We start from the raw sequence: 25847 nt of genomic DNA, 5'->3' as shown, positions 1-25847 counted from the left end.
TCTCTCTGAAGGTAGGCCTGAAAGGGCTTTGACGCCTCCTGGCCGTTCTGGCTTCTCTCGGGTGAGAGCTCGCTTGTCCAACTTCGGAGCATCGAAGGTGAGCGGGTATCTGGTGATTTCCGCTGTCGTTCTAATCTGGGCTGGATTCGCATTGACCCTGCGTGCAATCGGGAAGTCGCCGCTTTCGGCTGCTGACGTGGGACTCATTCGTTTCGCTGTTCCCGCGCTGTGTCTGTTGCCATTTCTACGCAGTTATCTTGCCCAACTGCGAAGGGTTCGCTTTCGTGATTTGTTACTGGTTCTGTTAGGGGGCGTTCCATTTTTTCTCGTCGCTTCCGCGGGGGCCCGGAGCACTTCGACTGCTCATGTCAGTGCCCTCATCGCAGGAACAGCCCCGCTCTCGGTCGCCCTGATTTCGTTTTTGTTAGAAAAAAGTGCCATCCCGAAGAAGAGGTGGTTCGCATTGGGATTGATTGCGCTGGGTGCTGTCGGGATGATTGCCACCCAGCCTGCGGGTGGGACTCACTCCGATCCGTGGGGTTGCTTGACTCTCCTTTTCGCCAGCCTGTTGTGGGGAGCTTACACGGTGGGAGTCCGGCGCGCGGGATTGGATGCCATTGCCAATGCTCTCATTCTAACAGTTCTCTCGCTGATGATTCTTGGTGCTCTTTCTTTGGTCGGGGTGACGGAGAGTCATTTGGGTCAATTCTCTTGGCGCGAGGCCCTGCCCTTCGTTCTCGTGCAAGGACTGGGCGTCGGACTCATCGCTACTGTCGGCTATAGCTTCGCCATTGGTCGTCTGGGCTCGAGCCGGAGCGCGGTCATCGGCTCCCTTGCTCCCGGTCTTTCCGCTGTCTTGGCGGTTTTCATTTTTGGAGAAGCTCTCAACTTCGCGACGATGGCTTGCATCGCCGTTCTTACCTTCGGAGTGATTCTGGCCAATCGTTCACTCGGAAAAAACTAGTTATCTAATTACTAATGTTTACTCAACTCGCGCCCCCAACCCCTGACCCGCTCTGGGGGCTGGCAAAGGCTTTCCAACAAGATCCACGGTCGGAGAAAATGGACCTGATCGTTGGAGTTTATCGCGACGCCTCAGGCAAAACGCCAGTGATGGAATCGGTCCAAGAAGCGGAGAGGTTTCTCGCCTCGGCAGCCGAATCGAAAAGCTATCGGGGGCTTTCGGGGAATCTGGACTTCAATGATGGAATCGCACGTTTCGTGCTCGGTTCAGGGCATCCCGCCCTCGAAAGGCAATCTACTATTCAGACCGTAGCTGGCACGGGAGCGCTGCGGCTTATTGGAGACCTCATTGCGAAGCTCAGTCCCCAGGCCAAGGTTTGGACGACTGATCCGGCCTACGTGAATCATCTCCCAATCATGGCTGCCGCGGGACTTGAGGTGCAGACCTTCCCTTGGAGGGAGAGCGAGACCGGTCTCGACTTCGAGGCAGTCGTGCAAGCGCTGGATGGGGCACGGGCCGGGGACATCTTGTTGCTCCATGGCTGCTGTCACAACCCGACTGGGATTGATCCCAGTCTGGAGCAGTGGAGTGCGATCTCCCGTCTTTGCCATGATAAGGGTCTCATCCCTTTCGTCGATATGGCCTATCAAGGTTTCGGCGATGGCGTTGATGCGGATGCGGCGGGATTGAGGCTGCTTGCTGGCGAGCATGAGCAGATGTTTGTCACTCTCAGTTGTTCGAAGAACATGTCTCTCTATTGCGAGCGAACAGGGGCGGCGATGGTCATTGCTTCTGAGGCGGGTGAGGCGGAAAAGGTTCGGCTCTCCCTTGAGCAGATTGCGCGAGCGAACTACTCCATGCCTCCCAATCACGGGGCGGCGATCGCGGCCTATCTCTTCGCTCATCCCGAGGCTTGGCTGAAAGAGCTGGAGGAATGTCGGATGAGGGTGTGCACGAATCGGCAGAACCTGGCAGCCGAGCTCAAGGCGATCGGGGCTCCTGAAAAATTCCAATGTCTCGAGCGCCAGAAAGGGATGTTCTCGCTCTTGCCACTAAGCTCCTCTCAGATCGAGCGGCTGCGAGATGAATTTGCGATTTACGGTGCCATTGGCGGGCGCATCAATGTGGCAGGCTTGGGGACGCAACAAATCCCGTTGCTGGCGGACGCCCTGAAACGAGTTTTCGATTCTCCTTAGCTTCCGCAAGGTCGGCGCATTCCGCTTTGGAGGTAGTCGAGGGCTTTTTGAAAACTGGCTCCGGAGAGGAAATGTTCCAAGTTGGCATCAATCTCGTTCTTGTGGGATTCGTGCCAAGAGGTGATTTCGTCGTTGATTGCAAAGAGCCGTTGGAGGTGAGCCTCGGGGTCGCGGTCACGGGATTCGTGGTCGGCAATGATCGCCAGACGTTTTTCGAGGATTTGGGCGAGGTCGGGGTGCTGCATGGTTGGTGGAGAGTTGGAGAAGGGATTGGCGATTGGGTCGTGAGTCCGAGAAAGCTACTTCTCCTCTTTGGGTTGAGAGGGTTGTTCGATAGCTTCTTGGATCTTGGCCTGACTCTCTTCACTCAAGCTCTTCAGTGGGACCTGGTGGACTTTGCCCTTGATGCGGAGGAGAGCCTTTTCGTCTTCGACGCCGAGAAGGTCGGCTTCGATTCTTTTCCCCTCGGTATTGGTCCAAGTGCCGGAGAGGAGAACGCTTTTTTGGGTGAGCGCATAGGGTGTGCCTTCACCAAGTTTGGCTCCCTCGACGACCCATTGGGTGATGACTGCGATTTGCTTTTCGTTGAGTGGTCCGCCTTGGCGAGGCATTGCTTCCACTCCCGGTTCTTCACGAATCATGCGCAGGATTTGCGCGTTGGAGTCTCCCGGCACAATGGGTCCTTGCTTGCTGATGAATCTGCGAATCTGACCGGGCTCGAGACTCATGTCGCCCTTTGTTTCTCCGTTCCCGTGGCATTTGTAGCACTTGTTCTGAAAGATAGGGAGGACGTCCGTCTGGAAGTCTGCGGCCGGCAGGGAATTGAGGAGTAGGAAAAAAGCAAGACTGGTGACGCGCATGATGAGTAAACTTGGCATGACCTTCATGAGAGGCGAGTCTGCAGTAAAGTGAATTTAAAGGGAAAAGTATGCCCGAACCTCGGGTTGTTTTTTAAGGTGGGGGGCGGGATGTTCTATCCTGTTAGGACAAGTGCATTTCGCCCCATTCTCTTTGCTAGACATTGCGGTCAGCTCATCCACGGTATGGGGGTATCGATGGCTGTGACCCAAGAGATTTCGACTGAGACTTCACCGTTCGAGCAGGTTCTTGCAAGTGAGCAGCTGAGACGCTCGCTGCTCCAGTTTATTGTGAGCCGGGTGCACGACCCTCATCTGGCAGAAGATCTTACGCAAAACGTTCTGGTGAAGGCATTTGCCAAGAGCGCGAGCTTGCGGGAAGAGGAGCGGGTTGTGCCTTGGGTCTTTCGAATCGCCCGCAGCCACATTGCGGATCACTATCGCAGAGGGCGAGCTGCCTCGTCTTTGAAGGAAGGGGAGGAGGGCTACGGTTGGTTCGTCGACGAACATGAAGTGAGCTACTTTCCGGAAATCCTGAGCAACTTTCTGAGGGGCGTGGTCGAAGGATTGCCGCCGATCTATCGGGATGCCCTTCGTTTCACCGATTGCGAAGGACGCTCCCAGGTTGAGCTCGCGAGGAGGGAGGGGATTTCGGTTTCGGGTGCCAAGTCCCGTGTCCAGCGGGCCCGGGCAGAGGTGCGTGCGGCGGTGGAGCGCTGCTGCTTCCTGGATACCGATTCTTACGGCGGCGTGGTGGAGGTCGAGCCTCGGCCCGATCACTGCCCTGATTGAAAGGGAGGGGACCTGTCGAGAGGTCCGCTTTTCGCTCGGCCTTTCTTTCCTCGAAAATAGTCTGCGTCCATTTTGTCGCTTTTGCGTCTTCCTTAGGCATGAAGATACAGAATAAGAATCTACCTGTGGCCGTCATCGGTGCTGGTCCCGTGGGATTGGCTGCGGCCGCCCATCTGTTAGAGCACGGAGAGCGTCCCGTTGTCTTTGAAGCGGGGGCTTCGGTCGCTCATGCGGTCAGGCAATGGTCTCACGTGAAAATGTTCTCTCCGTGGCGCTACAATATTGATTCGGCCGCGCGGCGTTTACTTGAACAAAGCGATTGGAGGCAACCCGATTGCGACCACTTGCCGACTGGAGGTGAACTGGTGTCCGACTATTTGGAGCCCCTGTCCAAGGTGCCCTCTCTCGCTGAGTGTCTTCGCTTCGAGAGCAAAGTGCTGGCAGTCACCCGGGAAGGAATTGACAAGGTCCGCACCCAAGGGCGGGCGGAGCGTGCATTCCTGTTGCGTGTTGATGAAAAGGGCGAACAAAGCGAGAGTCTGTTCAAGGCCGTGATCGACGCTAGCGGAACTTGGGGGAATCCCAATCCCATGGGTTCCCATGGACTTCACCCCATTGGGGAAGAGTCGGTGCGCGACCGAATCGAATACGGCTTGCCCGATATTTTGGGAAAAGATCAAGCTGACTATCGCAACGCAACGGTCCTCGTCGTCGGGAGCGGGCATTCTGCTTTCACGGGAGTCTTGGAGCTGTTAGAGCTGAAGAAACAGTATCCGGAGACCTCCATTATCTGGGTGATGCGCAAGCGTTCCTTGGACAAGGTCTTCGGCGGAGGGGCGAATGACGCTTTACCCGCGAGGGGGGAATTGGGAAGTCGGGCGAAGGCTGCGGTGGATGCGGGCGAGGTTGAACTTATCTCGCCACTTGAAATTCAGCGGGTTGTTCGGGAAGGTGAGAGCCAGATGAAGGTGGTGGGTTATGGACCGGATGGCGAGCGGGAGTTTGTGGTGGATCGTGCAATCGTGAAGACTGGATTCCGACCCGACCTCGGCATCCTGCGTGAGGTCAGGATCGCAATCGACGAGTCATTGGAGTCGGTGCATGCCTTGGGCCCGCTTATTGATCCGAATGAGCACAGTTGCGGAAGTGTGCCGCCCCATGGCGCGCGTGAGCTCGCTCATCCCGAGCAGGACTTCTACATCGTCGGAATGAAAAGTTACGGCCGGGCTCCGACCTTCCTGCTCGCTACAGGCTATGAGCAAGTCCGTTCCGTTGCCGCAGAGATTGCAGGGGACCACGAAGCGGCGGCCCGCGTGGAGCTGAACCTGCCGGAGACCGGCGTCTGCAGTGCCGGGCCTGCACCCTCTTGCAACGGGGTCTCGGCTTCCTCTTGCGGTGTCGAGGAAAAGGAGAAGAGCGAGGCTGCCTGTTGCGGACAGCCTGATCAAGCCGCTAGTGACCAAGAGCGGACGAGCTGCTGCGGATGAGTGTTCCCGAGAAAGAGGTCGTGGAGTTGCTCGAGCGCGACGAGTCTCGAGCCTCCGCGCCTTGGTCTCTCGCTTGGTGGTTGGCCTTCGGTCAACTGTTCTCGTGGGGTATACTCTATTACACCTTTACGGTCATCATCGACGCGATTCAGGCGGAGACCGGCTGGACGCGTCCTTTTCTCAATGGAGGGCTTTCACTAGGCTTGCTCGTCTGGGGCCTGAGCGCTCTTCCCATCGGGGTCTTTATTCAGCGCCGGGGTGGCCGGATGGTGATGACCGGGGGCTCCCTCATCGGCGGGTTGTCTCTGTTAGGAATGGCCGGGATGAGTCATCCTCTTGGCTATCTGCTTTCTTGGGTTGGGATGGGGATTGCGATGGGCGCGCTTCTCTATGATCCTGCCTTCGCGGTGATCACCCAGACCTTTCGGTCACGCTATCGGGAGGGCATCACTCTCGTGACCCTTCTGGGTGGTTTGGCGAGTACCGTTTTCATTCCTTTGATATACCTCCTCGAGAGTCATCTTGGCTGGCGGGGAGCTTTGCAAAGTTGCGGAGGACTGCTTCTCTTTCTCGGAGCTCCGATGCATTGGTGGGTGTTGCCGTCAGCCGCGCCGGCTACTTTCTCGAAGAAGACGACATCGGCAAGTGCCCGCGCTCGGGAATGGTTCCGCACTCTTCGGGGCGAGATCAGCAACCGGCGATTTCTGGGGCTCATGCTTTGGTTCACGGCCTACATTGGCGCGTTTTCAGGTCTTACTTTCCTCATCATCCCCTTGCTTCTTGCGATGGGGGTGGCCTCCGAACTCGTCTTGCAAGCGGTAGTCATCATCGGTCCCATGCAAGTGGTCGGACGTCTTCTCCTCGTTTCCGCAGGAAAACAATTTTCTTCTCTCCGTGTCGGTCGGTGGGCGATGGGTCTGTTGGGTTGTTCCCTCCTGATCCTGCTATTCTTGCCCAAGACGCTGCTCTGGCTGGGAAGCTTCGCCGTTCTCTTCGGAATGGGGAATGGCGTCATGACCATTCTCAAAGGAACCGCGCCGGCCGAACTGTTCGGCACCGAGCGCTACTCCGAGCTCAATGGGGCTCTGTCCGCGCCTGGGGTCTTGTCCAAGGCCATCTCTCCCTTGTTGCTCGCCGCCTTGTGGAATACAGGCGTCGACCCCAAGTGGGTCTTTGGAGCCATCTTGGGAATGATAATCGTCGGGTCGGGTAGCCTCGAGATTCTGGCAAGGCAGGAGAAGAGAGAGCCCTCAATGGCATGACCGGGATGGCAACGAAATCATTTCCAATGCTTGAGATCTGATATGAATGAGCCAGCGGATTGTTCATGACCTCTCGATATTCCGGATAACTGTGGAGGTTCGAATTCTTCGGAAAAGGCCTCTGGTCGATTCGGTTGCATAGAAAGAACTTTCTTTCTATTCCATGATGATCGGCCTATTTCAATTTATGCAAAAGACCTTTCTTTGCTGTCTCTTTTGCTGGGGACTCTGGCCGCATGTTCTTACGGGGCAGGAAACCGCTCTTCCTTTTCGAGCAGGAACATTCACGCCCGAGCAAATGGCAACCACAGTGCAAGTTGATATCCGGGGGACCTGGGCTATGGTTCTGCAGCCGGAGAGTGAAGGCTTGGTGCCAACCTTTTATCGTTACGAAGATTCATCCTGGATGGAGGCCGACACTCCTTCGCTGGGATTCCACGCGGGGATCCGTGTGGCGGGACTCGATTTCAATGAGGTTGAAAACGAGGTGGCGGTGTTTGGAGAGGACAGGATCTTTTTCTTTCAGCCGAATGTCTTTACCGCCGAGCCGAATGACTGGGTGGTGAGCAAGCCTTCCTTGAGCATTCTTTTGGACCCCGGAACTGAAGTTGTGAATGTTGAACTGGAAGGCGACACCGCAGCGGTTGTTTGGAAAACGGATAGCTTGAATCCGTTTCACTACCTCACGATTTACGAGCAAGGTTCCTCCACCATTTGGGAAGAAAAGGCCACTTGGTCTATCGATGGCCCGGGTCTGTTTGGGATCGAGCCGCAAATAATCACCGGCCTTAGTTTACTGGAGGACCGGGTTGCCATTGCTTCTTCCCGCGTAGGTGAAATTCATCTCTTCGAGCGCGACGAGGGGGGCGCGGACCATTGGGGGCTCGTCAAAAAAATAGAGCGCTCGCCAGACTATCCTATTCGGGGAGACGAGATTGCGCTGATGCTAGGCGACTATCTGTTAGATGTGGGCTACGCAGGAGACGGTGAGCAAATCACCACCGAGATCAACCGCTATCAACGGGACCAAGGAGGCCCTAACAAATGGCTGAAGCATTCGCTCGTCGCGAGCTATCCGGGGGTGCGCGAGCTAGAGCTGGATGCGAGCTTTTCAAGCTTGTTGGTTCTCAGTCGCAAAGCAGCTCACCCCTCGTCTTCTTCAATCATTGAGGCGACCTTGTCTGCCAGCGAAGCGCGTGACGTTCTTCTGGAGAGCCTCACTTTCTTAACCGGAGGAGCGGTTGGCAAGATGGGAGAGGCAACCTTTACAGGGGTGGTTGGCGACCTTGAGAATAGCACTTCGAATTCGATTCTTGGTTTGATGGTTGGGATGGCTCCCGACAGCTATGAGGGGTCGGGAAGATGGGCTGTCTCTGTGCTTTCAGCATTCGACTTTTCCCTTCGCCAAACCTTAAGCGACGAGGGCTCGACTCCTGACTTTAGTTCTATGATAGACATGGAGGGAGGATTCATTGCGGTGGGGAATCCCAGTGATTCTTGGGCGGGGGTGAATAGTGGCTCGGTTCTGCTCTATGAGGTTGTGATTGGCTATGGTGATGAGGGTCAAACCCTCAGGCCGATTGCTCGCTTGGAGAGCCCTGACCCCGCGAGTTACCAGTATTTTGGGCATTCTGTGAGTCTGCAAGTTGGCACCGGAAACCTTTTGGCAGTGGGGGTTCCCAATTGGAGTGGTGGAGTCGGGCGGGTCTATCTGTATCGCATCTTTAGCACGCTATCCTCGACTGACGGAGAGAGGGCGGAGCTGGTGGATATCATTGAGTCGCCCACTGGCACTGGAGATTACTTTGGTCGAGGTGTCGCGCTCACGGCAAACAGTCTGGGAGAACCCCGGCTGGCGGTGGGGGCCCCATTCGATGATGAGGTTGGGACGAGCGCGGGCGCAGTCTATATCTTCGAGGAAAATTCCGGAACGTGGACCCAGCGAAAAAAGATCCCCCGGCCCTCGATTATGAGCTCCAGATGGTTCGGCTGGCTGATGACGTTTTTAAGTCCCGAAGAGGGAGGGGAGCTGGTGGTGGCCACCGATTTCGGTACCACCGGAGCCCAGTTGGGTGTCTTTAGCCAAAATGAATCAGGACCCAATGCGTGGGGCCTCGAAGGTTCCATTGCCACTCCTGCGGGAGCGTCTACGAGATTCGGAATCTCTCTCGCTGGAGGGGGGAATGCCTTTGCTGTCGGTGCTCCTTTTGGAAGCGGTAATGTCGGAAAGGTCTTTCTCTATCGGCAGCTCCCGATTGGGTGGGTTCTATCGCGGGAAGTGGTCGGCACTGCTGCCGATGGCCGCAGCTTTGGCTATCAGGTTTCCCTCTCGGACTTTCACCTCGCGGTGGGATCTCCTGAGGTCAATAGCTTGGATGGTCGTCTTTCAGTTTATGGAGGAGGTTATCAGGACTATGTCAACTGGCCGTCTCTCTACAGTCGGCAGGGCACGGCTTCTGAATCCCTCGGCCGTGGGTTGGCTTCGCAAGGGATCTATACCGCCTCGACCGGAGCTGGCGACCTCTGTGTGGAGCGGGCCGGGGCCTATGAGATTTGGGCAAAGGCTCAAGGGTGGTCGACTTCGGACGCATGGCAGCCTCAACAAAATTCGGATGGTGACTCCCAGAATAACCTCGTGGAATTTTCTCTCGGGTCCGATCCTCGGGATGAATCCAGCACCGGGGGCATTGACCTGAAGCCCGACACTTTTACTGAAACCGATATCTTCGGTGGACCGGGTGAAACCTATCCCACGATGAGTTGGCTTCAGCCTAATTTGGGGTATTCCGATTTGTTCGTGGGCTATACTGCGCAGACCTCATCCAATCTAGTCGACTGGGATTTTCAGAGTATTCGCTACTTCTATCTTGGGGAGTCCGTCACGCAACACTACCGCATCGATCCCGAAGCCGAGAGGGCGTTTTTCCGTGCCCAGCCATACTATCCATCTGAAATTCATGCCAATTTCAACTAAGGCGCGTTCGGATAGGGGGAGGCTCGACGAGCTACCAACCTTTAGTGAGGCGAAGATCAGGTCTCAACGCGATTCCAAGCGGTGGCAAAGATTGTTTCATGGTCTTCTCTGTTCATTGTAGCCGGAGACTGTTCTGGCCTTAGAGCCTGAGAAGGATGACCAAGAGAAGCAGCGAGGTGAGCATGGCTAGCCAGGTGCGGATGTTGTTCCAGAATATCCAGCGAGGACCGAAGTCTGTCGCGGCTTGGTGAATTTCATCGTCGTCAAGCTGCTCGAACTCCTGTTCTTGAATGCGGTTGTTGAGCGGAACGTTGACTACAGCGGTAGTGATTTGCACGCCCGGGATGTAGATGAGGAGCGCCGCGATCAGGTATACGAGCTCGATTCCCTCTAGTAATTGGAAACCCAGCACGGTCGTGGCGATGAGTGCCAAGCCGGACCCAAGCCATACGATTATGAAGAGCGGTTGGTTATGTTGAATGACCCGGTCGATGGCTTTGAAGGCCTCAAGGAATTGGCGATCACCCAATGTTTGAAGCCCTGGCATGATGACGATTGCGAAGATGAGTGTGATGCCGGCAACGAGAGAGCAGCCGAGGGTGGCGATGGTGAGAAGAACAGAGAATGTGGTCATGAATTAGGGGAAGGTTAGATGTTGGGAAGTTGTTTGGGATTGCGTCGTGCCGTGGTTGCGATTGGCGTTGGACCTGTTAGAGGATTGGATTTTCGAGCCAGGATCACGAGGCCCAGGGCTGCGACGGTCAGTTCGATGACTGTCGCCCCGATGACTCCCTGCGATGGCATGCCGTCGAGAATCATGCTGAGCAGTCTCGCAAGTCCGAACGTGCCATAGACGAGAGTCGCCAACTTTACCGATTGAGATCGGAGCCTGTCGCGGAACGAGCCGATTGTGATCAGGAGCCCGCAGGCGAAGAGCAGCCCACCAGGGGCGCGTATTTCCGACATCAGGCTGGCGTTCTTCTGAAGGGCGATGCCGTTGCTGGCGTGGAACCCCTCGGGCGTGAGCAGGATTGCGCTTCCAATCCCGAGCAGGATGAGTCCGGAAGCGAAGGTGAAGATGGCGACAGATTTTGTCTTCATGCGGACTTCCTCCAAGTTGCGGTTGTGGCGACTTCGCGGGCGTATTGAGCAAAGTCTTTTGGCGGCCGCCCCAGGGCACGCTCGATTCCATCGCAGAGATGAGCGTTTCGGCCGTCGAGTACGGTGGAGAACAAGTAGTCCATGATCCACACAACCTCTTTCGGCGCGCCTGAATTCTCCACCGACTTGAGAAACTCATCGTGGGAAACCTCTTCATATTCGACCGGTTGGCCAGTGGCTCGGGAGAGTTCGGCTGCGACGTCGGCAAAGGTGAGCAGGCGCGGCCCCGTTACTTCATAGACTTGTCCGGCATGCCCGGGTTGCGTGAGGGCTGCCACCACGACGTCGGCAATGTCGTCCACATCGACAAAGGGTTCCGCAATATCTCCGGCAGGCAGTGTGATCTTCCCGGCTTGCACCATCGTGATGAAGGCACCTTCGGAAAAGTTCTGGTTGAACCAGCTCGCGCGAACGATCGTCCAATCGATCCCGCTCTCTTGGACGATTCTCTCGCAGGCTTGTGCCTCCTCTTCGCCGCGACCGGACAGCAGCACGAGATGGCGCACGCCGTGACTCTTGGCCTTGTTCACGAAGGTGCGGATGGTGTCGGTCGACCCGTCGATCGCGAGGTCTCCGGCGTAGTTGATGTAGATGGAGGTGACGCCATCCAGGCAGGCGTCCCAACTGGCCTCCCTGTTCCAATCGAACGCAGGAGTGGTACTGCGTGAGCCTTTGCGAATGGTTCTGCCGAGTGCGGTCAATCGGGACGCGACCCGGCTTCCGGTTTTGCCAGTCGCTCCGATGACGAGAGTGAGGTCACTCTGATTGGCTTGGTGTGATTCTTCTGATTTCATCTGATTAGTTAGATATGTGTTTCGTCCTCCTCATGAGGAACGGCATCACAATGGCGTGTTCCAGTCTCAGAATCTTGCCGGGCGGTGCCAAAGAATTGACTTCGCACGCCAGAGGCACAGAAGGGCAATGAAGGATTGAAACTCCCACGAAATCGGTCTTTCCTGAAGCAATGGAACAGATCTCGACACTGTTCGTGCACAAGCTCGTGGATGTCGCTCTGGAGGGCGAGGCAGCCAATCACTCGCAACGTCGTGACTGGCTCGAGAGCGTGGGGCTTGATCCCAATTCTCCGGTCGACCCGAAGTGCATGATCCGAGACCTGGTCTACTACGAGCTCTGTGAGCGGATCGCCCGCGAAAGCGACCTGGGGATGACGCTTCCCTTGAAGGCTGGCGGGTCGGTCTGTTGTGACGACTACGGTGCTTTCGGGTTGGCCTGGAAGTCAGCTATCAACCTGCGAGGCTCCTATCAGCGAGCCGAACGATACGCCCGCGTACTCAGTAGTGTCGCCATTTTCGAAGTCGTTCCCGATGGGGCGAAGACCTACCTCATGATGCACTGGGAGGGGAGTCGAAGTCTTGGACTCCGGTTATCCAATGAGCAAACAATGGCCGAAATTGTCAAACTGAGCCGCGAGGTGTGCCCCCACAGTTTCGCTCCCGAGGCGGTCTACTTTAAACATCAATCACCAGGTAGCACCGCAGCTCATGAGAAGTATTTCGGCTGTCCTGTTCACTTCGGAGCTGATCGTGACGCTCTACTTGTGTCCGAGTCAGCTCTTGGAAAGTCCAATCGGCTCGGCGATCCCGCGCTCTCGAAATTCTTCGATACCCACATGGAGCAGGAGCTTCGCGAACTCTCGGACGATAGCGGGTTGAGCAAGCGGGTGCGGATTCAGATTTCGCAAGCGCTGAGCGAGGGTGTTCCAACCGTTACCGAGATTGCCCGACGTCTGGGGATGAGCGGGAGAACCCTGCAGCGGCGTCTTTCCGAACAGGATCTTTCCTTCAAAATCCTAGTCGATGATTCTCGTCGCGAGCTTGCCGAACGCCTGCTTGAGGAGACCGACTACGCTCTCACTGAGATTGCGTTTCTAACAGGATTCTCCGAGCAAAGCGCCTTCAACCGTGCCTTCAAGCGCTGGGCAGGCAAGACCCCGCGTTCCTATCGCCTCGGTGCGTAGGTGGGATGAGAGTATCTCCAGCCTGGTATTTGATGATCTCTCTGGCGACCTCCGATCAAGTCGGAGGTGATTCTAAGGAGATTCCCCAGGGCATCCTCATTCGCATGGAAAAGAAAGGGACACCCCGCGTTTTAGTTCGCGATTTCGGCCCGAAGGAAAAGTGTTTCGGTTGAAAGAAGCTGGGTGTTTCCGAGGGTGACGTTAGCTCGCCCATCGACTCCAGTACTTCCATCCAGGAGGAGAACCCAGTCTTCGGAAGCAAGACTAAGGGATTGAAAAAGTTGGAAGGGTCTCGCTCCCGAGGTTTCAACGAGCACGATGAGCTGATTGTCGTCCCGACTCAAGATGCTGAGAAAAACACTGCCATCCCCTTGGTCGAAACCGAATGGGTTCGTCTCGAAGCGATACTCCTGCACGTTGGTGAAGGCGTCCATATCCGGGTTTTCGCCCGCGTCTGTAGGTTCTGTCGGGTCGAGCCGATAGAAGTCTTCCCAGAAGTCGTCCATCGAGTCGTTGTCTTGGTCAAAAGGAGGAATCCGTCCCGGGAGAAAGGAGCCGAGTTCGAAGGCGCCCAAGTCGACTCCGGCACCATAGCGACGCGCTAAGCCTCGAGAATCAGTAACGGGCAATTCCGCAGTGGAAAGGCCGGCAACCGCATTGACGATTTGACTTCCCGGCAGAGGAGGCAGCACGGGCAGATGTCCCCCCGTGAAGCGGAGGGTGTCGAGATTCTGATTGAATTCGCTTTCGAAGCCGGTGGAGTTTTTGATCTCCAGCTGATTGGCGGAAGGCCCAACGATATCGCTTCCGGTGGTGAACAGGTTCTGGCTCAACACACTGGTGGAGCTTGTGAGGAGAGAGTCGTCCAGATAGATGGTTCCACCATCTTCGCAGGTGTTGTGAGCGATGGACACGAAACTCAATTCGACCAGAGAGTTATCCGCTTCGATGACCGAACTCGTCTGAGTGGAGAAGACCTCAGTGATGGTGACGTTCTCGAGGGTCAAGGAGGAATCCGCGACTGACAAGGCTGGGGTTTTTTGGAGTAAAAAGCCCGCAACAAGGCTCCGTGAGAGACTGAGGTGAGCCCCGTCGGTCAAGGTGATGGGCGATACATCGGACAACGAATCGGTCCCACTGATGTGAATGCCAGTGAGGTTGGCGACTGTGTTGCTCCCAATGATTTCGAAGACGCCCTCTTTGGGACCGCTGACTATGATCGGAGCGGTGTCGAAGGTGAGACCGTCGAGGTAGAGACTCTTGTCGATGACGAGGGGACCATAGGAGTCCTCGAGAAGAATGATCGGCTCGCTGGAAGGAGAATTGAGAGCAGGATCAAAGCGAATCCGACCTTGGTCGTGAACGAGGGCGAGAGCTTCTCGCAAGGACGTTGTTCCGTTGTTGGAAATCTCGTCTTGCAAGGTGGTCACGGTGACGGAAAAGATTGACTCAGTCGCGCCGATATCAGGTTGGAGGTCTTGCAATCGGAGCCCGCCATGCAAGTCGAGAGGAGGTCTGGCCATCGAGTTGGCGGCGTCGAGAATTGGGCTGTTGGAAAAGGGGACGGTAACGATTTTTCCCGAGCTATCGCGATAGGAAGGGGCTAGTTCCGCCGAGAGGCCGGTCAGGTCGGAAGGGTGGTCGAGGTAGACACTGGGAGCGATGCTCAGATTGTTCCCGAGCGAAATGAACTCGGTGTTTACAACATTCAGAGAGAGGTTGATCTCCTGGTTTCCCTCGGTTGACACCACATTTCTGGTCAAGAGGCTATTGAGCATTTGGACTGGTCCGTTGGTCACTAGCGCTCCAGAGGAAACCACTTGGGGGCGGGTGCCGGTATCGACAGCTTCATTGTCTTGGAAGGTGCAATGATTCACGACCACGTTGCCTGCGACAAACGCTGCTCCCGCCGTGTATCCATTGTCTGCAGTCGCTTCCGTGTTGCACTCATTGCTGCCAAGATAGCAAGATTCGATGACCGCGGCATTGTTAGAGCTTGCTCCGAGAAGGAGTGCTCCTGCGGTGACAGAAGCTCCGCCCGTGCTACCAACCTGATTTTTATCAAAACTGGAACGGGAAACTTCGGCGAATCGATCGCCCTTCACATTGAGGACGGCGCCTCCTCCCAGTGCGGCCTCAAGGAGATCGCCAGCACTGACGGAAAGCGCGCCTGTCGTTCCGGCGTTTCCAGTAAAAACGCAATCCTCTACGATGGTCTTCATTGCCAGGGATTCTACCGCCCCGGCACCTTGGGTCGGGGTTGCTTCTTCCGCGCTGAGTTGGTTCTGATTCCCTTCGAAGCGGCAGCCCAGCAGGTACAGGCCCCGGGGGACCTTGATGCCGAGGAAGGCAACGGGTTCGGAAGCATAGGCGGCACAAATGGCACCACCTCGGGCGGCGAAACCTTCATTGGCGCGCTCGACCAAGGGAGCGATCACTCGATTGTCCTCGAAGACACAATCAGTGAAGATGCCAAAATTTTCGACGTAAAAGGCACCGCCGTCTCGTTCGCGGTATCTGATGAAGCCCGAGGTCCCCGAGCCTACGACGGTGTTCGTGTCCTGATAGGAAATTCCTTTGACCAAGCAGTTGGAAAGACTGACGAACCTTCCCCTGAGCACCGATCCTTTTGAATCACGGAATGTGAGATTGTGAGCGTGAAGGTCACTGGAAAAGAGGGGCTGCGTTCGCGTTCCACCGCCAGATACCGTAAAGGGATTGCTGAGGCCGGATCCATCAATGAAGGACAAGTTATTGGTTGGGAGAGTAGCGGCGTTGTTAGAAAGGGTGAGAGTCGAGCCGGAAAGAGTCGGGTCAATCACGATATGATCTCCTTCCAACAAAGCCTCTCGCAGCGAAACCTGAGCGCCCGGAGGGGTATCGAGCTGGTCAGCTGCAGTAGTGACGTAGACAATTCGCGAGGCTTCTACTGATCCGATATCGACTCCTTCAGTGGCGCTACCGGTCGCGCTGAAGGTTCGCGCTTTTCCCCGTTGATCCTTTTTTGTCTTTAGAGCGTCGGTATCGATTCCGCCGCCAATGGCCGGACTATCGTAGAAGGGCATATGACAGAGGAGAGGCATGCGCAGATCGGAGCGGCGAGCGCCCACGTTGGGTGAACCATAGGCACCGAGGGGACTGATGCGGGCAGCAGTGTTGATGAGGTCACTGGCCTGATTCGGGCCCGCAAAGGGAGAGTCGATCAAGTTGGCGCCTTCCGAAGTATAGCTGCTATCCTGATCGACAATCAAATTCGCATCGGAGTCTGTTCCTTGGTTTCTGGCGAAGATGTTGTGGGATAGAGTGACCGCGCTTTCTTCCACCAAGAGTGCGGTGCTGCCGTGATCGGCAATCGTGCAGTGATGCAAATCCAGTTGGCTGTCGACCACTTCGATGCCGCGAGCGACATTGGAAGAGATGGTGGAATTGGTAATGCGGGCCTCAACCCCAGCGAGTTTAAAGGCGGGCCCGCGATTTCGGAAGATACTGGAGGAGCGAACCTGCAAAGTGGTACCCGAGCTTGAGCCCACCATGGAAACCGCTGCTCCCCGGCTGTCCGAGAGGACACTGCGGTCAATCATTAACGAGTCTGCCCCGAGCATTTCGATGAGATGGCTACTGCCGAACCGAACACTTTCCAAGGAGCAATTGCTCAGCCAGATATCACTATTGTTTCCAGCGCTAATGAGTGATTCCTCCGCGTTCAAGAGTGTGCTTCCATAGAAGGAAGCCGAACCGCCGTTAATGAGCTCAATCGCAGAATCGGGAGAGTCCGAACTGCGAAAGTCGATGAAGTTGACGTGAACCCCGTCGATGACAACTTTCTGCCCGTCGAGCATGAGCCCCCGTCTCAGCACGGGATCGATGTTATCCGTGGGGGTGCCTGCGATGGTCAGAGGCTTGGTGATGTGGAGCGGGCTGCTGAGGTCGATTTGGGCAGTCTTCAGCTCGATACGCTCTCCGGCGACCGCGCCTGCGATGGCACTGAGGAGTGCGCTTTCGGTGTTGTTGGAAAAATGGGTTGGGGCTTGAAAGAGAAAACTCTGCCTTCCGGTTTCAGTGAGTGGCGAATTGCAGTTCAGACCGATTCCTACTGTTCCGTCATCGTTCTGGATGCCCAGCATCTCGCTACTGCCGAACCCTGTGGCGAAGGGAGCGATAGTGAGGATCAAATCACCATTGTTGAAAAGAAGAGCCTGAAAACTTTGCGAGATTGAGCCTTGGGCAGGTATCGCTCCTTCCCATGAAAACACATTGACCCCGCACTCGGCATGGGGGTGGGGGCTTTCCGGGAAATATTGGTAGAGCACACGAGCATTCGGCGCGGGATTGAGAATCCAATCGCGATGAGCGACGTAGATGCGACTTCCAGCCGAACTCACAGGGGTAGGAAGCGTGCAGTCGGGAGTATCATCACTGCCGGATTCCGAGAGGTTGGTGGAGAGATAACCGTTCACCGTAGGGACCATTTCCCGAACCGTTTCTCCGTAGAAAAAGAAAGGATGCTCCAGCGTTACCGGCTCCCCAATTCCCTCGGGTGGTGCCGCGTTCGATGACGTCTCGTTACCCGAACTAATGACCTCTTCGCCAAACTCCGTGATGTCAACCCAAGTGGCGCTACCCATTCTCGACATTTCGTAACCGAATGAGTCCGTTCCCAGAACCTGTCCCATCAAGTTCGAGCAACTGATTAAAATGACGGATAGGATCAGATTTCTGTTGTTCATTCCGCGAACTACCTAGCCGTAGTTCTCACGAGAAATCGAGCCGAATCCTTTCAAGGGAAGTCCTATCCATTCAATTCGCTTTCATTCTATAGAATCCCATTAGTTTTGATCAGTCCTCCTGTTTGGATGGAATGAGCGATGATTGAGCCTCGTTTCCAGTGGAATGCCCTTGTCGAAACTGTTGCGGCAAAAGCGTCTTGCTGTTCGACTAAATGAAAAATTGGCATAGACTTAAAAAAATCGTCGCGCCTAACAGTCAGAAAAAAAACGCCTCCGCACCAGGAGGGGCGAAGGCGTGGGGCGAGCGATAGTCGTCTAGAAGCGCTTCTTTAGCGACGGCGGCGAAGTAGGCCAATGGCCGAAACCAAACCGAGCAGCGTTGTCGATGGCTCGGGGATAACCGAGCCGTCAAGTTGAATCCCTTGCACAAAGCCGCTTGTGCCGGTTGAGTTCCCCTGGGAGTAGCCAATGCCAATGCGAACTTCGAGCGACTCAACACCAGTAATGGAACTCAAATCGAAATTCGCCGGTGCTACGGGAGCAGCCACACCGGCTCCGAGAGTGTCGGTCGCAGTAATGCTGCCAATGGAAATGAATGCTCCGCCATCCACGGAAATAAAACCCTCTGCTGAAGCCGTAGCGGCACCTCCGCCCGCATCCGAGAGCCAGAAATCATACTTCAGGGAAGTCAGATTAATTGTGGTACCTGGGTCGGCATTGACGGTGAAGAAGAAGTAGTTGTCGGTGGAACTTGGGGAACCCTGATTTTCTGTACTTCTGGCTTCGAGCCACTCCGAACCTGCCGCGCTGCCGGCAGCCGGACCTGCTGGAGTGGGGGTGCTAAAGCCTGGGCGGGTAATCCTAGCGGAGTCTCCAGTTTGGGCTCCTACATCAGACAAGTCTGATACTGTGATCCCGACGGTGGTGGCGAGGTTGAGGAGCGCGGCGGCGTCTTCGTCCGTTCCATCATTATATTGTGCGAGCACAGCAGCATTGACACTCGTGCCGGTGAAGGCGGTGGTCGCTACCAGCAGTGCGAATTTGGTTTGGTTCTTCATTGCTAATCTCATTATTCGTTTAGGTGTTAGGTTTTCCTAGGAGAAAGTTTGGGTTCAAGGGGTTGTTTGTCTCACGACCACGTCGTCAATATACCAGCCAAGGTAGTCGGTGCCCGAACCTGTGAAGCGCCATTCAATGCGCACTGTTTGCTCCATGGCTGCAGCGGGAAGAGCAATCGGGGTTCCTCCGTTGGCAGCTGCCCATGAGTAGCTGGTAGACATGCCGGATAGAGTCGCGGTGTGGATGGGACCTTCCCCGATGATGGCATCATTGGCGTCAATTAGATAGACTTCCGCTACATCGCCGTCCTCCGCATCGATGGCTTCCGAGAAGCTCAGTTCCGCGCCCGCAATGCCACTAAGATCTATCGGGGTGGAGCGTAGGTAGGTGGTCGTTGCATTGCTGGCATTCGAGATATCGTAGAAACCAGCATCGCCATTCCCTCCATCCCAAGAACCAAGACCAACAGCCCAGCAGCTGCCGCTAACAGAGACTCCAAAGGAGTTGTCAGAATCTGCGGTGCCCCATTCCCAGAGAGTGCCTTCGGTGACTCCGGCAATCAGGGGAGCGGTGAAGCCGCCATCATCCAAGTCAAAGTCTTCTTCGAGCAAGGGAGGGGGAGTCTTCTCAACCATCGCGAAGAATCGCTTTGAGTCAGATCCCCCCGGGATATTGCTCAAACTGTTTTCGGGTGCGGTGCCATCGATGTCCTCATTGCCTTCCCAAACGGCCCAAGTGCTGATCGGTGACGCAAGGTCGGTACTGCTCACCAAGTCGTAGAGGAAGCCGTCCTTACTTTCCCAAACGAAGTCATAGTTGGCGGGATTCGTCTCATTTTGCGTGATGACGAGGGGAAAGGTGTTGGGAACAATCGCGCCATCGAGTTGGATCCCTTGCATAAATCCTGAGATGCTAAAGGCGTTGCCCTCCGAGTAGCCAATCCCAATTCGAATCTCGACCGACTGGGCGCCTTTGATGGAGCTCAGGTCCAGATCGGCCGAGGCAACAGGTGCCGAAACGCCCATCCCAAGATTATCGGTGGCAGTGATGGAGCCAAAAGAAACGAACTCTCCTCCATTGACTGAGACGAAACCCTCCGCCGCCGCTGTTGTCGCTCCTCCTCCTGCATCCGAGACCCAGAAGTCGTATTTCAAAGAAGTCAGATCAATCAAGAAGCCGTCTGCGGCTGTGGCGGTGAAGAAGAAATAGTTGTCGGTTGTGCCGGGGTCGCCCTGGTTCTCGGTACTCCGGGCCTCAAACCATTCTGAACCGACCGCGCTGTTGGCAGTGGGACCTGCTGGAGTGTCGGTGGAAAATGCAGGGCGGGTGATTCGCTCGGTGTCCCCGGTCTGGGCTCCGAGATCAGATAGATCGGAGACGGTTACATTGGCGATTGTGGGAGCGAGGTTGAGGAGCGCGGCCGCATCCACTTCCGTCCCGCTACCATAGTATGCCATTAATTCCGCGCGGGCGGAAGTGCCCGAAAGCGCTAAAGATAATAGGAAAATATGAATTATATTTTTCATTGTGAGGTGTGATGATTGTTTATTGATTCCGATAGTTCGAAAGTTGTCTCTTTTCGATTGGGTGATTGTGTTTGTTTAACTTGGATTTAGCCGAATGGATGACCTGAAGATGTGACTGGAAACGGCTTCGATATTTTTGGTGTTGATGCTGTTTAGAGTCGCGTCAAAGATGATGAAACCTTTTGGCGAGCTCTTTTTTGTGGCGTGAAGACGTGAAGGCGATTGCAGTGGTAAACAGTTCATAGTCAGAGAGTGTTCGCGGCTGAATTTTTTCCATCGGCAGTTCGAGGGCTCCCCAAGGAAACACTTCTACTCCAACTGGGATGATTGCTCTCGTCTGTTGGAACTCCAACCAAAATCAAAGGATTACAGGAATTGTATATCTCCGGTGTTGCCCGGATGAAGGGGTTTTGGTTTATCGTAGAGATGAGGAGGTTTTGATTATTGGTTCCTAGTAAAAACCCTCATAATTTTCATGAGTCAATTTCACGAATTCGGGTTTTCCAAGGGTGGAAAAAGGGTCGAGTCTGACTGGAAAAATTTGTTTTCTCATCTCGTGTCGAAGGTAGGCAGCAGGCTTCAGGTCTATCTTTCTCGCCCGCGTTTTCACTCAGGATAGGTGAGCTCCGCAGGCAAAAAAAATCGGCACCCTTTGTGGATGCCGATCTTAGAGAAATTCTTAGGCCGCAGTTACTTTCTTCTTCGAGAGAAGCACGTCAACAGTCCTACAAATCCCAGTAATGCGGTAGTTGGTTCAGGAATTGGTGTGACCTCAGCAAAGGACGTTCCGAGCCTGAATTCATCAAAGAGCACGGTCTGCTGAGGATGATTGTTCTCGTCCGCACCTTGCTGCCAAATCTCAAGGGAATCGATGCTCGTCACCGGATCGATGGAGGTTGTGTAGTCAGGAGTATCCTCAATACCAAGATCAGGATTTTTCCAAACACTCAATGTATCATTATCGATATCAATCGCGAAAACCATGAGGTCAACGTCGCCTTCAGCTGGCTTCGGGACGGTGCTGAAGTTGTTGCCGCCCTCGCCCAAGACCCAATTGCTCGACCAGCCACGCCAATAGAGACCCACATTGCCCACGGCGAATCCTGCGTCCAAGGAACTCGTTTCCACGAAGTGATTGATCAAAATTGAGCCATAAACGATACCAGAGGTATATGGAGTCTCCAGGCTTCTGGACAATCTCGCTGTGGTGTTGTCGGTGATCAGGTCGGCGCTTCCACCTGAAACGAGAAGGGATGCTCCCAAGGAGTCAGTGTATGTATTGCCGGCCTTCACTTCCGTAGATCCAATCGTGGTCAAGCTCCAAGAGCCAGATAAGCCGGTTCCTCCGCTTTGGCCTGCAACGGGTCCAGTGACAGGATAGTCGAAAGATTCTACAACAGCAGCAACACTCACCGCACTCATGGCAACCGACATTGTGACTATTAAACGTTTCATTATATTTAGTTTTTGGTGTTTATGTTTAGTTGCGATCGACTGGTAAAACATCGAGTATTGACCTTCAGATTCGCAATTCCCGTGTCACTTCAATGATTTTGTCACTGTTGCGCAACGTTTTTGCAATTGTACAATTTTTGAACTTCGAGCTCTGCATCAGTCCTTTGAGGTCGGGCGTGCTATGGAAAAAGATCCAAGAGGGATGAGAAGGCGATGTCTTTCGAGAGGGGAAAAGAGCAGGGGCGCGCGGCAATAGCGAGCCGGCACTTGGTTAAGAGCTGGGAGCTTCTTCTGGTCTCCGTTTGATGAGCAGTTGTCTGTGCGCGCCGAGAGGTGAGGGGGCCTGTCTTGGCACTCCTGATAGCCTTCGTGAGTGCGTTTGGGTTCGTTCGTGAACTCAGGAGCACCACTGAAATCCCTTTGAAGAAGAAAGTGAACCCAGGCTGTTAGAAATAAGATAAGAGAACAACCGGTTGGACCTTCCGTTTGGAGCGCGCGCTCCCATCGCAAACCGTGTCCCGGGGAAATGGAACCGGCTCAGGCTCTCATTCTCAGCTGGCGACTTAGAGAGTTGCTTCCTCTGATTTCGAAAGCTTTGTCTCGTCTTTTTGCAGCTCGCGGAATCGCTTTTGATTGAAGCCGTGCTCCAGTCCGTTGTTTGCAATCGGGTTATTGAGTTCTTCGAGTAGAATGTTCTTGGTTTCCCCGTATTTGTCGATGGCGGGAAAGGAGCCTCGAATGGTGTAGATGACGCCCTTCTTGGGGAATTCGCTCATGAGCTGTGGAGCGAGAAAATTCTGGTCGTCCACGCAAACTACCTTTTGTCCAATGTGCATGCTCTTTGTTGGTTTTTTTCGCCGACGGACTCAAGAATTCTTTCGAGAGAGGAGGCGGGTATTTTTCTGGGAAAAAGTTGCCCTTGCTCAGAAAATTGACTCGCGACCGAACGGTTCTTCGAGATGTCCTCGGAGTTTTCAGGCTTTCACATAGGCAACGGTCTTCATCTGAAAGTGTCTGTTAGGAGGAGGCGTAAGTCGGGTTGATGAAAAAGCGAATCCCACTTCTCACGATCATCGTGAGCGCATTGGTCGCAGGCAGTCTATTGGCCGCAGGTGAGTCGAGCCTTTTCACCAAGCGGCCAAATATCATTCTGGTGATGGCGGACGATCATGGCTGGGGGGATACCGGGTATAACGGTCACCCGTTCGTGGAGACGCCGCACTTGGATGCCTTGGCCCGGAGCGGCTTTGTATTCGATCGGTTCTATGCCGGAGCTCCCGTTGGTTCGCCGACCCGTGCCAGCGTCATGACCGGGCGCAGTCCAATTCGCACGAAGGTAACCAACCATGGGCGCTACATGCGACCGCACGAGCAGACGATTGGCGAAACCCTTTCTGCCGCTGGATATGTTACCGGTATTTTTGGAAAGGTGCACCTTGGATCGGGGCAGGCAGACTCGCCTTGCAATCCTAGCGGAATGGGTTTTCAGGAGTGGGTGATTGGGCTCAACTTTTTCGACAATGACCCGTATTTGAGCAGAATGGGAACGATCGAACATCGTAAGGGCAAGGGCTCTGTTCTGTTGATTGACGATACCATTGCCTTTTTGAAAAAGCACAAAGACAGTGATAGGCCGATGTTCGTAGTGGCATGGTTTCCCTCTCCCCATGATCCTCACCACGAAGTTCCCGATGGTCCGGGTCTGTATGATGGCCAGAAGAATGCGGGATATTTCCGCGAGATCACCTTGCTTGATCAGCAAGTCGGGCGCCTGCGTCAGGAACTTCGTAGTGTGGGAATTGCGGACAACACGATTCTATTTTACTGCGGTGACAATGGAGGGCTCGTCCGAGAGACCTCGGGGGGACGCGGGAAAAAGGGCAGCATCTATGAGGGAGGGCTTCGTGTCCCTGCGATTTTGGAATGGCCGAAGCGCCAGCTTCGGGGGCGCACCGAGGTTCCGGCCTCAACCTCCGATCTCTATCCGACGCTACTCGCGCTGGCCGGGGTGGAGTCAATGGCCCCGCATCCGCTCGATGGAATCGATCTCAGTTCGATCATTACTGGGAAAGAGGAAGAGCGGAGTCAACCGATCGGGTTCTGGCACGACCTTCAATCCGGAGAAGCCACTTGGAGTGATCGAATTCTGAAAGACATTATGGAAAAGCAGCAGCATGGGCTAGAGACGCCCCACAATGCTCACCGGATGCGCAAAGACGTTGACGAGTTTCCCCAATTCCCGGAAGACACGGCAACAGGGCATGCCGCATGGAATGACTGGCCATGGAAGCTGCACCGCATCGATGGCAAGAAATTCGAGTTATACAATCTGGTTGATGACCCCATGGAGACGACTGATTTGTCCCAGAAGCCGATGCATGCGCAGCGAGTCGAACGAATGAAAGCTGAGTTGAGCGGGTGGATGCGTTCGGTGATTCGTAGTCTCAATGGCGAGGACTACCTCCGAAAGTAGTCTAACGATGCTCTGGAGTTAATTCTTCAGTGGCTTGCGAAAGCAGTTTGGAGAACGTGAGTATTCTGGTCGGAGATCCGCACGTAGTCGCAGAGACGGGCGAATCCTCTTGAAGGCGGTTACTTGCGACTCACGAAGACGACCCAGTCCTTATCCCGTTCGTTTGGAGGGAATCCGATGTCTTGTTGGTTGTTTCCGGCGATGAGAGGTTGCGTGCCTTTTTGGAAGTTACCGCCTTGTCTAGGATTGAACCACCGGACCTCGTATTCTGCCTCGTGTTTGGCGAGGTCGAGGAGAGTCTCTTGGGAAGCGTCTTTGAGAAGGATGAGGTAGTGCCGTCCGGGCTGTGCTAGACAAAACGCCTCCTTGTGAGAGAGCAGGCTGTTGTGATTTTTCATTTTGCCAAGGGGGAGTTGCTGAGAGCGAAAGAACTCAAGCGCATGTCGACATTGGTCCCACATGAGGTCGCGGCTTCGGTAGTCTTGGCAGGTTAGATCCGAATGGGCGTGCTTGTAGCCGAAGTACCATTCCACGCCCCAGCCGCCAGCAAGGTAGTTCCCCCAGAGGGCATTTTGGCGGGCGTGGTCGTGGTCTGGATCCACTTTGTCGGGTACCAGGGAGTGCTGGGCGTCACCCGGTTCGTCGCAGGCGACCATCCATTGTTTTCCCTTTTTGGCGCTGGCTTCGAGGATTCCCTTCGTAGAGCGGTGGACGTTCTTGAAATCAGCTTGTCCGGTTTGCAATGAGGCTCCGCAGTAGGGGGAGTCCGGCCCGTAGACGTCGTCGAACCATTGTCCGTTGTGAATCACGATGGGGTGTTGATAGGGATCGTGTTTCTCGAAATAGCGACCCATAGCGAGCCGCTGGGCGGTGGTCTGATAGGGCTTCTCGGGTTTGTTTTTCCAGCGCCCATTTTCTTCCCCCATGTTCCAATTGAGAGCGGGGTGATGGGAGAAGCGGGCAATTAGTTCGCGGTAATAGAGTTTGCGAAGAGGGCCTGTATCTCCCTTATCGAGGAGAAGCTCGTTCTCGGTTTCCTGAGTTTTGAAGTGCAGAAAGAGTCCTTTGGCAGTGGCATGACTGAAGACGATCTCCCACTGCGCGAGCCGCGAGATATCGAAGCGATCGAGTTGCTGCTGGTCAAGATAGGGGAAGACGTTGGCATCGTCGCCCTCAATATTCATAGTCAGGAAGGAGAAGGCATTGAGTCCTTTTGAGGAAAGGTAGTTGAGGGCACCGATCATGCCTTTGCCTTTTTCTCCCTGCCAAACGGGGTCGCCTTCGTTCCAGTCGCGAACGTGGGGTTCCCAGGTTTTAACCAAATGGTCTTTGATTCCGTCAGTGGCAAAATCGCCGTCGAAGTCAGTATAGGAGAGAAAATTTTCCGGTGCGTCTGCCCCGGCCTTGAGAAAGATTTGGTTGTTCCCGAGGGTCTTCGGGTAACGAGTTCCGTCGTAGACGAGGCGTCCTAGCGCACGGAAGTCAGGTGCGGTTTTGTCGCTCTCGGTGACGGTGAAGCTCCCCTTTTGGCCATCGAACGAAATTGCCGATCCCTCTTCGGCTGCTTCGGAAACGGCGATGTTTTCCCCCGTCCGAAAGGACGCACTCCATGACCATTCGCCAGTCGAAGGAGGCGAGAAGTGAACCCGCCATTTGTTTCCCTCGGACGCGGAAGAATTTGCGGCATCGCCATCCGCAGCGAAATATCCCGGAACAATGAGGCTTCGTTCACCTGACCGAAAGGTGACGTTGAGGCGGTAGTCACTGAAGGGGTTTGGCTCGGCGGTTTCAGCGCTCACGGGGCCTTCGAAGGTGAGACTCACTTTGTGCCATTGCTTCAGCTCGCCTGTGATCACCGGTTCGGCTGAGAGCGTCAAGACTGCCAATAGCTGAGGAAGGAGAATGCGATGCATGAGAGGGAGATGTATGTCGGGAG

19 protein-coding genes are annotated in these 25847 nt (G+C 55.0%); 8 read left to right on the top strand and 11 right to left on the bottom strand.

Annotation, left to right across the window (positions count from 1 at the left end; all coding sequences use genetic code 11):
- The first annotated feature begins 61 nt into the window (after positions 1-61).
- Both IE099_RS01740 and IE099_RS01735 read left to right on the top strand, forming a co-directional pair.
- Positions 62-964: a DMT family transporter gene (locus IE099_RS01740; protein WP_189566783.1), complete on the top strand. Its 903-nt coding sequence runs from the start codon at positions 62-64 to the stop codon at positions 962-964.
- A 14-nt stretch (positions 965-978) separates the two neighbouring features.
- Complete coding sequence (locus IE099_RS01735) at positions 979-2160, top strand: amino acid aminotransferase (protein ID WP_189566781.1); 1182 nt, start codon at positions 979-981, stop codon at positions 2158-2160.
- Here the strand turns inward: IE099_RS01735 and IE099_RS01730 are convergent.
- Positions 2157-2405, bottom strand: coding sequence for a hypothetical protein (locus IE099_RS01730; protein WP_189566779.1), 249 nt, complete (start codon positions 2403-2405; stop codon positions 2157-2159). The two genes, IE099_RS01735 and IE099_RS01730, sit on opposite strands and share 4 nt — an antisense overlap.
- A 54-nt stretch (positions 2406-2459) precedes the next feature.
- On the bottom strand, positions 2460-3047 hold the full coding sequence (locus IE099_RS01725) for a c-type cytochrome (protein ID WP_189566777.1): 588 nt from the start codon (positions 3045-3047) through the stop codon (positions 2460-2462).
- Between the two features lie 168 nt (positions 3048-3215).
- Here IE099_RS01725 and IE099_RS01720 point away from each other — a divergent pair, with 168 nt between their 5' ends.
- The 4 genes from IE099_RS01720 to IE099_RS01705 all read left to right on the top strand — a co-directional run bounded on the left by IE099_RS01720 (position 3216) and on the right by IE099_RS01705 (position 9532).
- The gene (locus IE099_RS01720; protein WP_189566775.1) at positions 3216-3809 is read left to right on the top strand and encodes a sigma-70 family RNA polymerase sigma factor; all 594 of its coding nucleotides are present in this window, start codon (positions 3216-3218) and stop codon (positions 3807-3809) included.
- A gap of 98 nt (positions 3810-3907) precedes the next feature.
- A complete protein-coding gene (locus IE099_RS01715; RefSeq protein WP_189566773.1) occupies positions 3908-5296 on the top strand; it encodes an NAD(P)-binding domain-containing protein in 1389 nt (462 codons plus the stop codon).
- Positions 5293-6558 (top strand): MFS transporter, encoded by a 1266-nt coding sequence (locus IE099_RS01710; RefSeq protein ID WP_189566771.1) that lies wholly within the window; start codon positions 5293-5295, stop codon positions 6556-6558. Before IE099_RS01715 ends, IE099_RS01710 begins: the two co-directional genes overlap by 4 nt.
- Positions 6559-6856: 298 nt before the next feature.
- A complete protein-coding gene (locus IE099_RS01705) occupies positions 6857-9532 on the top strand; it encodes an FG-GAP repeat protein (protein ID WP_189566769.1) in 2676 nt (891 codons plus the stop codon).
- 139 nt (positions 9533-9671) lie between these two features.
- Here IE099_RS01705 and IE099_RS01700 read toward each other — a convergent pair whose 3' ends face one another.
- From IE099_RS01700 to IE099_RS01690, 3 genes are read right to left on the bottom strand one after another with little or no spacing between them, the layout of a single operon-like run.
- On the bottom strand, positions 9672-10166 hold the full coding sequence (locus tag IE099_RS01700; protein WP_189566767.1) for an anthrone oxygenase family protein: 495 nt from the start codon (positions 10164-10166) through the stop codon (positions 9672-9674).
- Between the two features lie 14 nt (positions 10167-10180).
- Positions 10181-10633, bottom strand: a complete 453-nt coding sequence (locus IE099_RS01695) for a DUF4345 domain-containing protein (protein ID WP_189566765.1) — start codon at positions 10631-10633, stop codon at positions 10181-10183.
- Positions 10630-11487, bottom strand: coding sequence for an NmrA family NAD(P)-binding protein (locus IE099_RS01690; RefSeq protein WP_189566763.1), 858 nt, complete (start codon positions 11485-11487; stop codon positions 10630-10632). The genes IE099_RS01695 and IE099_RS01690 overlap by 4 nt, the downstream gene beginning before the upstream one ends.
- A 170-nt stretch (positions 11488-11657) precedes the next feature.
- Here IE099_RS01690 and IE099_RS01685 point away from each other — a divergent pair, with 170 nt between their 5' ends.
- Positions 11658-12671, top strand: coding sequence for an AraC family transcriptional regulator (locus tag IE099_RS01685; protein ID WP_189566760.1), 1014 nt, complete (start codon positions 11658-11660; stop codon positions 12669-12671).
- Between the two features lie 131 nt (positions 12672-12802).
- On the opposite strand, the gene IE099_RS01680 is transcribed toward IE099_RS01685, so the two are convergent.
- The 5 genes from IE099_RS01680 to IE099_RS01660 all read right to left on the bottom strand — a co-directional run bounded on the left by IE099_RS01680 (position 12803) and on the right by IE099_RS01660 (position 22274).
- Positions 12803-17398 carry a right-handed parallel beta-helix repeat-containing protein gene (locus tag IE099_RS01680; protein ID WP_189566758.1) on the bottom strand — a complete coding sequence of 1532 codons (4596 nt, stop codon included), beginning with the start codon at positions 17396-17398 and terminating at the stop codon, positions 12803-12805.
- A 329-nt stretch (positions 17399-17727) separates the two neighbouring features.
- Positions 17728-18456, bottom strand: a complete 729-nt coding sequence (locus IE099_RS01675) for a hypothetical protein (RefSeq protein ID WP_189566756.1) — start codon at positions 18454-18456, stop codon at positions 17728-17730.
- Between the two features lie 54 nt (positions 18457-18510).
- On the bottom strand, positions 18511-19983 hold the full coding sequence (locus IE099_RS01670; RefSeq protein WP_189566753.1) for a hypothetical protein: 1473 nt from the start codon (positions 19981-19983) through the stop codon (positions 18511-18513).
- Positions 19984-20673: 690 nt separating this feature from the next.
- Positions 20674-21438 carry a hypothetical protein gene (locus tag IE099_RS01665; RefSeq protein WP_189566752.1) on the bottom strand — a complete coding sequence of 255 codons (765 nt, stop codon included), beginning with the start codon at positions 21436-21438 and terminating at the stop codon, positions 20674-20676.
- Between the two features lie 563 nt (positions 21439-22001).
- Complete coding sequence (locus tag IE099_RS01660) at positions 22002-22274, bottom strand: hypothetical protein (RefSeq protein WP_189566749.1); 273 nt, start codon at positions 22272-22274, stop codon at positions 22002-22004.
- A 206-nt stretch (positions 22275-22480) separates the two neighbouring features.
- On the opposite strand from IE099_RS01660, the gene IE099_RS01655 reads away from it, so the two are divergent.
- Positions 22481-23911, top strand: coding sequence for a sulfatase family protein (locus tag IE099_RS01655; protein ID WP_189566747.1), 1431 nt, complete (start codon positions 22481-22483; stop codon positions 23909-23911).
- Between the two features lie 119 nt (positions 23912-24030).
- On the opposite strand, the gene IE099_RS01650 is transcribed toward IE099_RS01655, so the two are convergent.
- Positions 24031-25824 (bottom strand): DUF5060 domain-containing protein, encoded by a 1794-nt coding sequence (locus IE099_RS01650; protein ID WP_189566745.1) that lies wholly within the window; start codon positions 25822-25824, stop codon positions 24031-24033.
- Positions 25825-25847 lie beyond the last annotated feature (23 nt).

Source organism: Roseibacillus persicicus, assembly GCF_014651675.1.
Classification (GTDB): Bacteria; Verrucomicrobiota; Verrucomicrobiia; order Verrucomicrobiales; family Akkermansiaceae; genus Roseibacillus; species Roseibacillus persicicus.
This window is presented reverse-complemented; position numbering and strand designations above follow the sequence as displayed.

Excerpts from the sequence above, each read along its gene's own strand:
- IE099_RS01735 (WP_189566781.1), top strand. The coding sequence starts at position 979 with ATGTTTACTCAACTCGCGCCCCCAACCCCTGACCCGCTCTGGGGGCTG.
- IE099_RS01730 (WP_189566779.1), bottom strand. The coding sequence starts at position 2,405 with ATGCAGCACCCCGACCTCGCCCAAATCCTCGAAAAACGTCTGGCGATC.
- IE099_RS01725 (WP_189566777.1), bottom strand. The coding sequence starts at position 3,047 with ATGAAGGTCATGCCAAGTTTACTCATCATGCGCGTCACCAGTCTTGCT.
- IE099_RS01720 (WP_189566775.1), top strand. The coding sequence starts at position 3,216 with ATGGCTGTGACCCAAGAGATTTCGACTGAGACTTCACCGTTCGAGCAG.
- IE099_RS01715 (WP_189566773.1), top strand. The coding sequence starts at position 3,908 with ATGAAGATACAGAATAAGAATCTACCTGTGGCCGTCATCGGTGCTGGT.
- IE099_RS01710 (WP_189566771.1), top strand. The coding sequence starts at position 5,293 with ATGAGTGTTCCCGAGAAAGAGGTCGTGGAGTTGCTCGAGCGCGACGAG.
- IE099_RS01705 (WP_189566769.1), top strand. The coding sequence starts at position 6,857 with ATGGCAACCACAGTGCAAGTTGATATCCGGGGGACCTGGGCTATGGTT.
- IE099_RS01700 (WP_189566767.1), bottom strand. The coding sequence starts at position 10,166 with ATGACCACATTCTCTGTTCTTCTCACCATCGCCACCCTCGGCTGCTCT.
- IE099_RS01695 (WP_189566765.1), bottom strand. The coding sequence starts at position 10,633 with ATGAAGACAAAATCTGTCGCCATCTTCACCTTCGCTTCCGGACTCATC.
- IE099_RS01690 (WP_189566763.1), bottom strand. The coding sequence starts at position 11,487 with ATGAAATCAGAAGAATCACACCAAGCCAATCAGAGTGACCTCACTCTC.
- IE099_RS01685 (WP_189566760.1), top strand. The coding sequence starts at position 11,658 with ATGGAACAGATCTCGACACTGTTCGTGCACAAGCTCGTGGATGTCGCT.
- IE099_RS01680 (WP_189566758.1), bottom strand. The coding sequence starts at position 17,398 with ATGAACAACAGAAATCTGATCCTATCCGTCATTTTAATCAGTTGCTCG.
- IE099_RS01675 (WP_189566756.1), bottom strand. The coding sequence starts at position 18,456 with ATGAAGAACCAAACCAAATTCGCACTGCTGGTAGCGACCACCGCCTTC.
- IE099_RS01670 (WP_189566753.1), bottom strand. The coding sequence starts at position 19,983 with ATGAAAAATATAATTCATATTTTCCTATTATCTTTAGCGCTTTCGGGC.
- IE099_RS01665 (WP_189566752.1), bottom strand. The coding sequence starts at position 21,438 with ATGAAACGTTTAATAGTCACAATGTCGGTTGCCATGAGTGCGGTGAGT.
- IE099_RS01660 (WP_189566749.1), bottom strand. The coding sequence starts at position 22,274 with ATGCACATTGGACAAAAGGTAGTTTGCGTGGACGACCAGAATTTTCTC.
- IE099_RS01655 (WP_189566747.1), top strand. The coding sequence starts at position 22,481 with ATGAAAAAGCGAATCCCACTTCTCACGATCATCGTGAGCGCATTGGTC.
- IE099_RS01650 (WP_189566745.1), bottom strand. The coding sequence starts at position 25,824 with ATGCATCGCATTCTCCTTCCTCAGCTATTGGCAGTCTTGACGCTCTCA.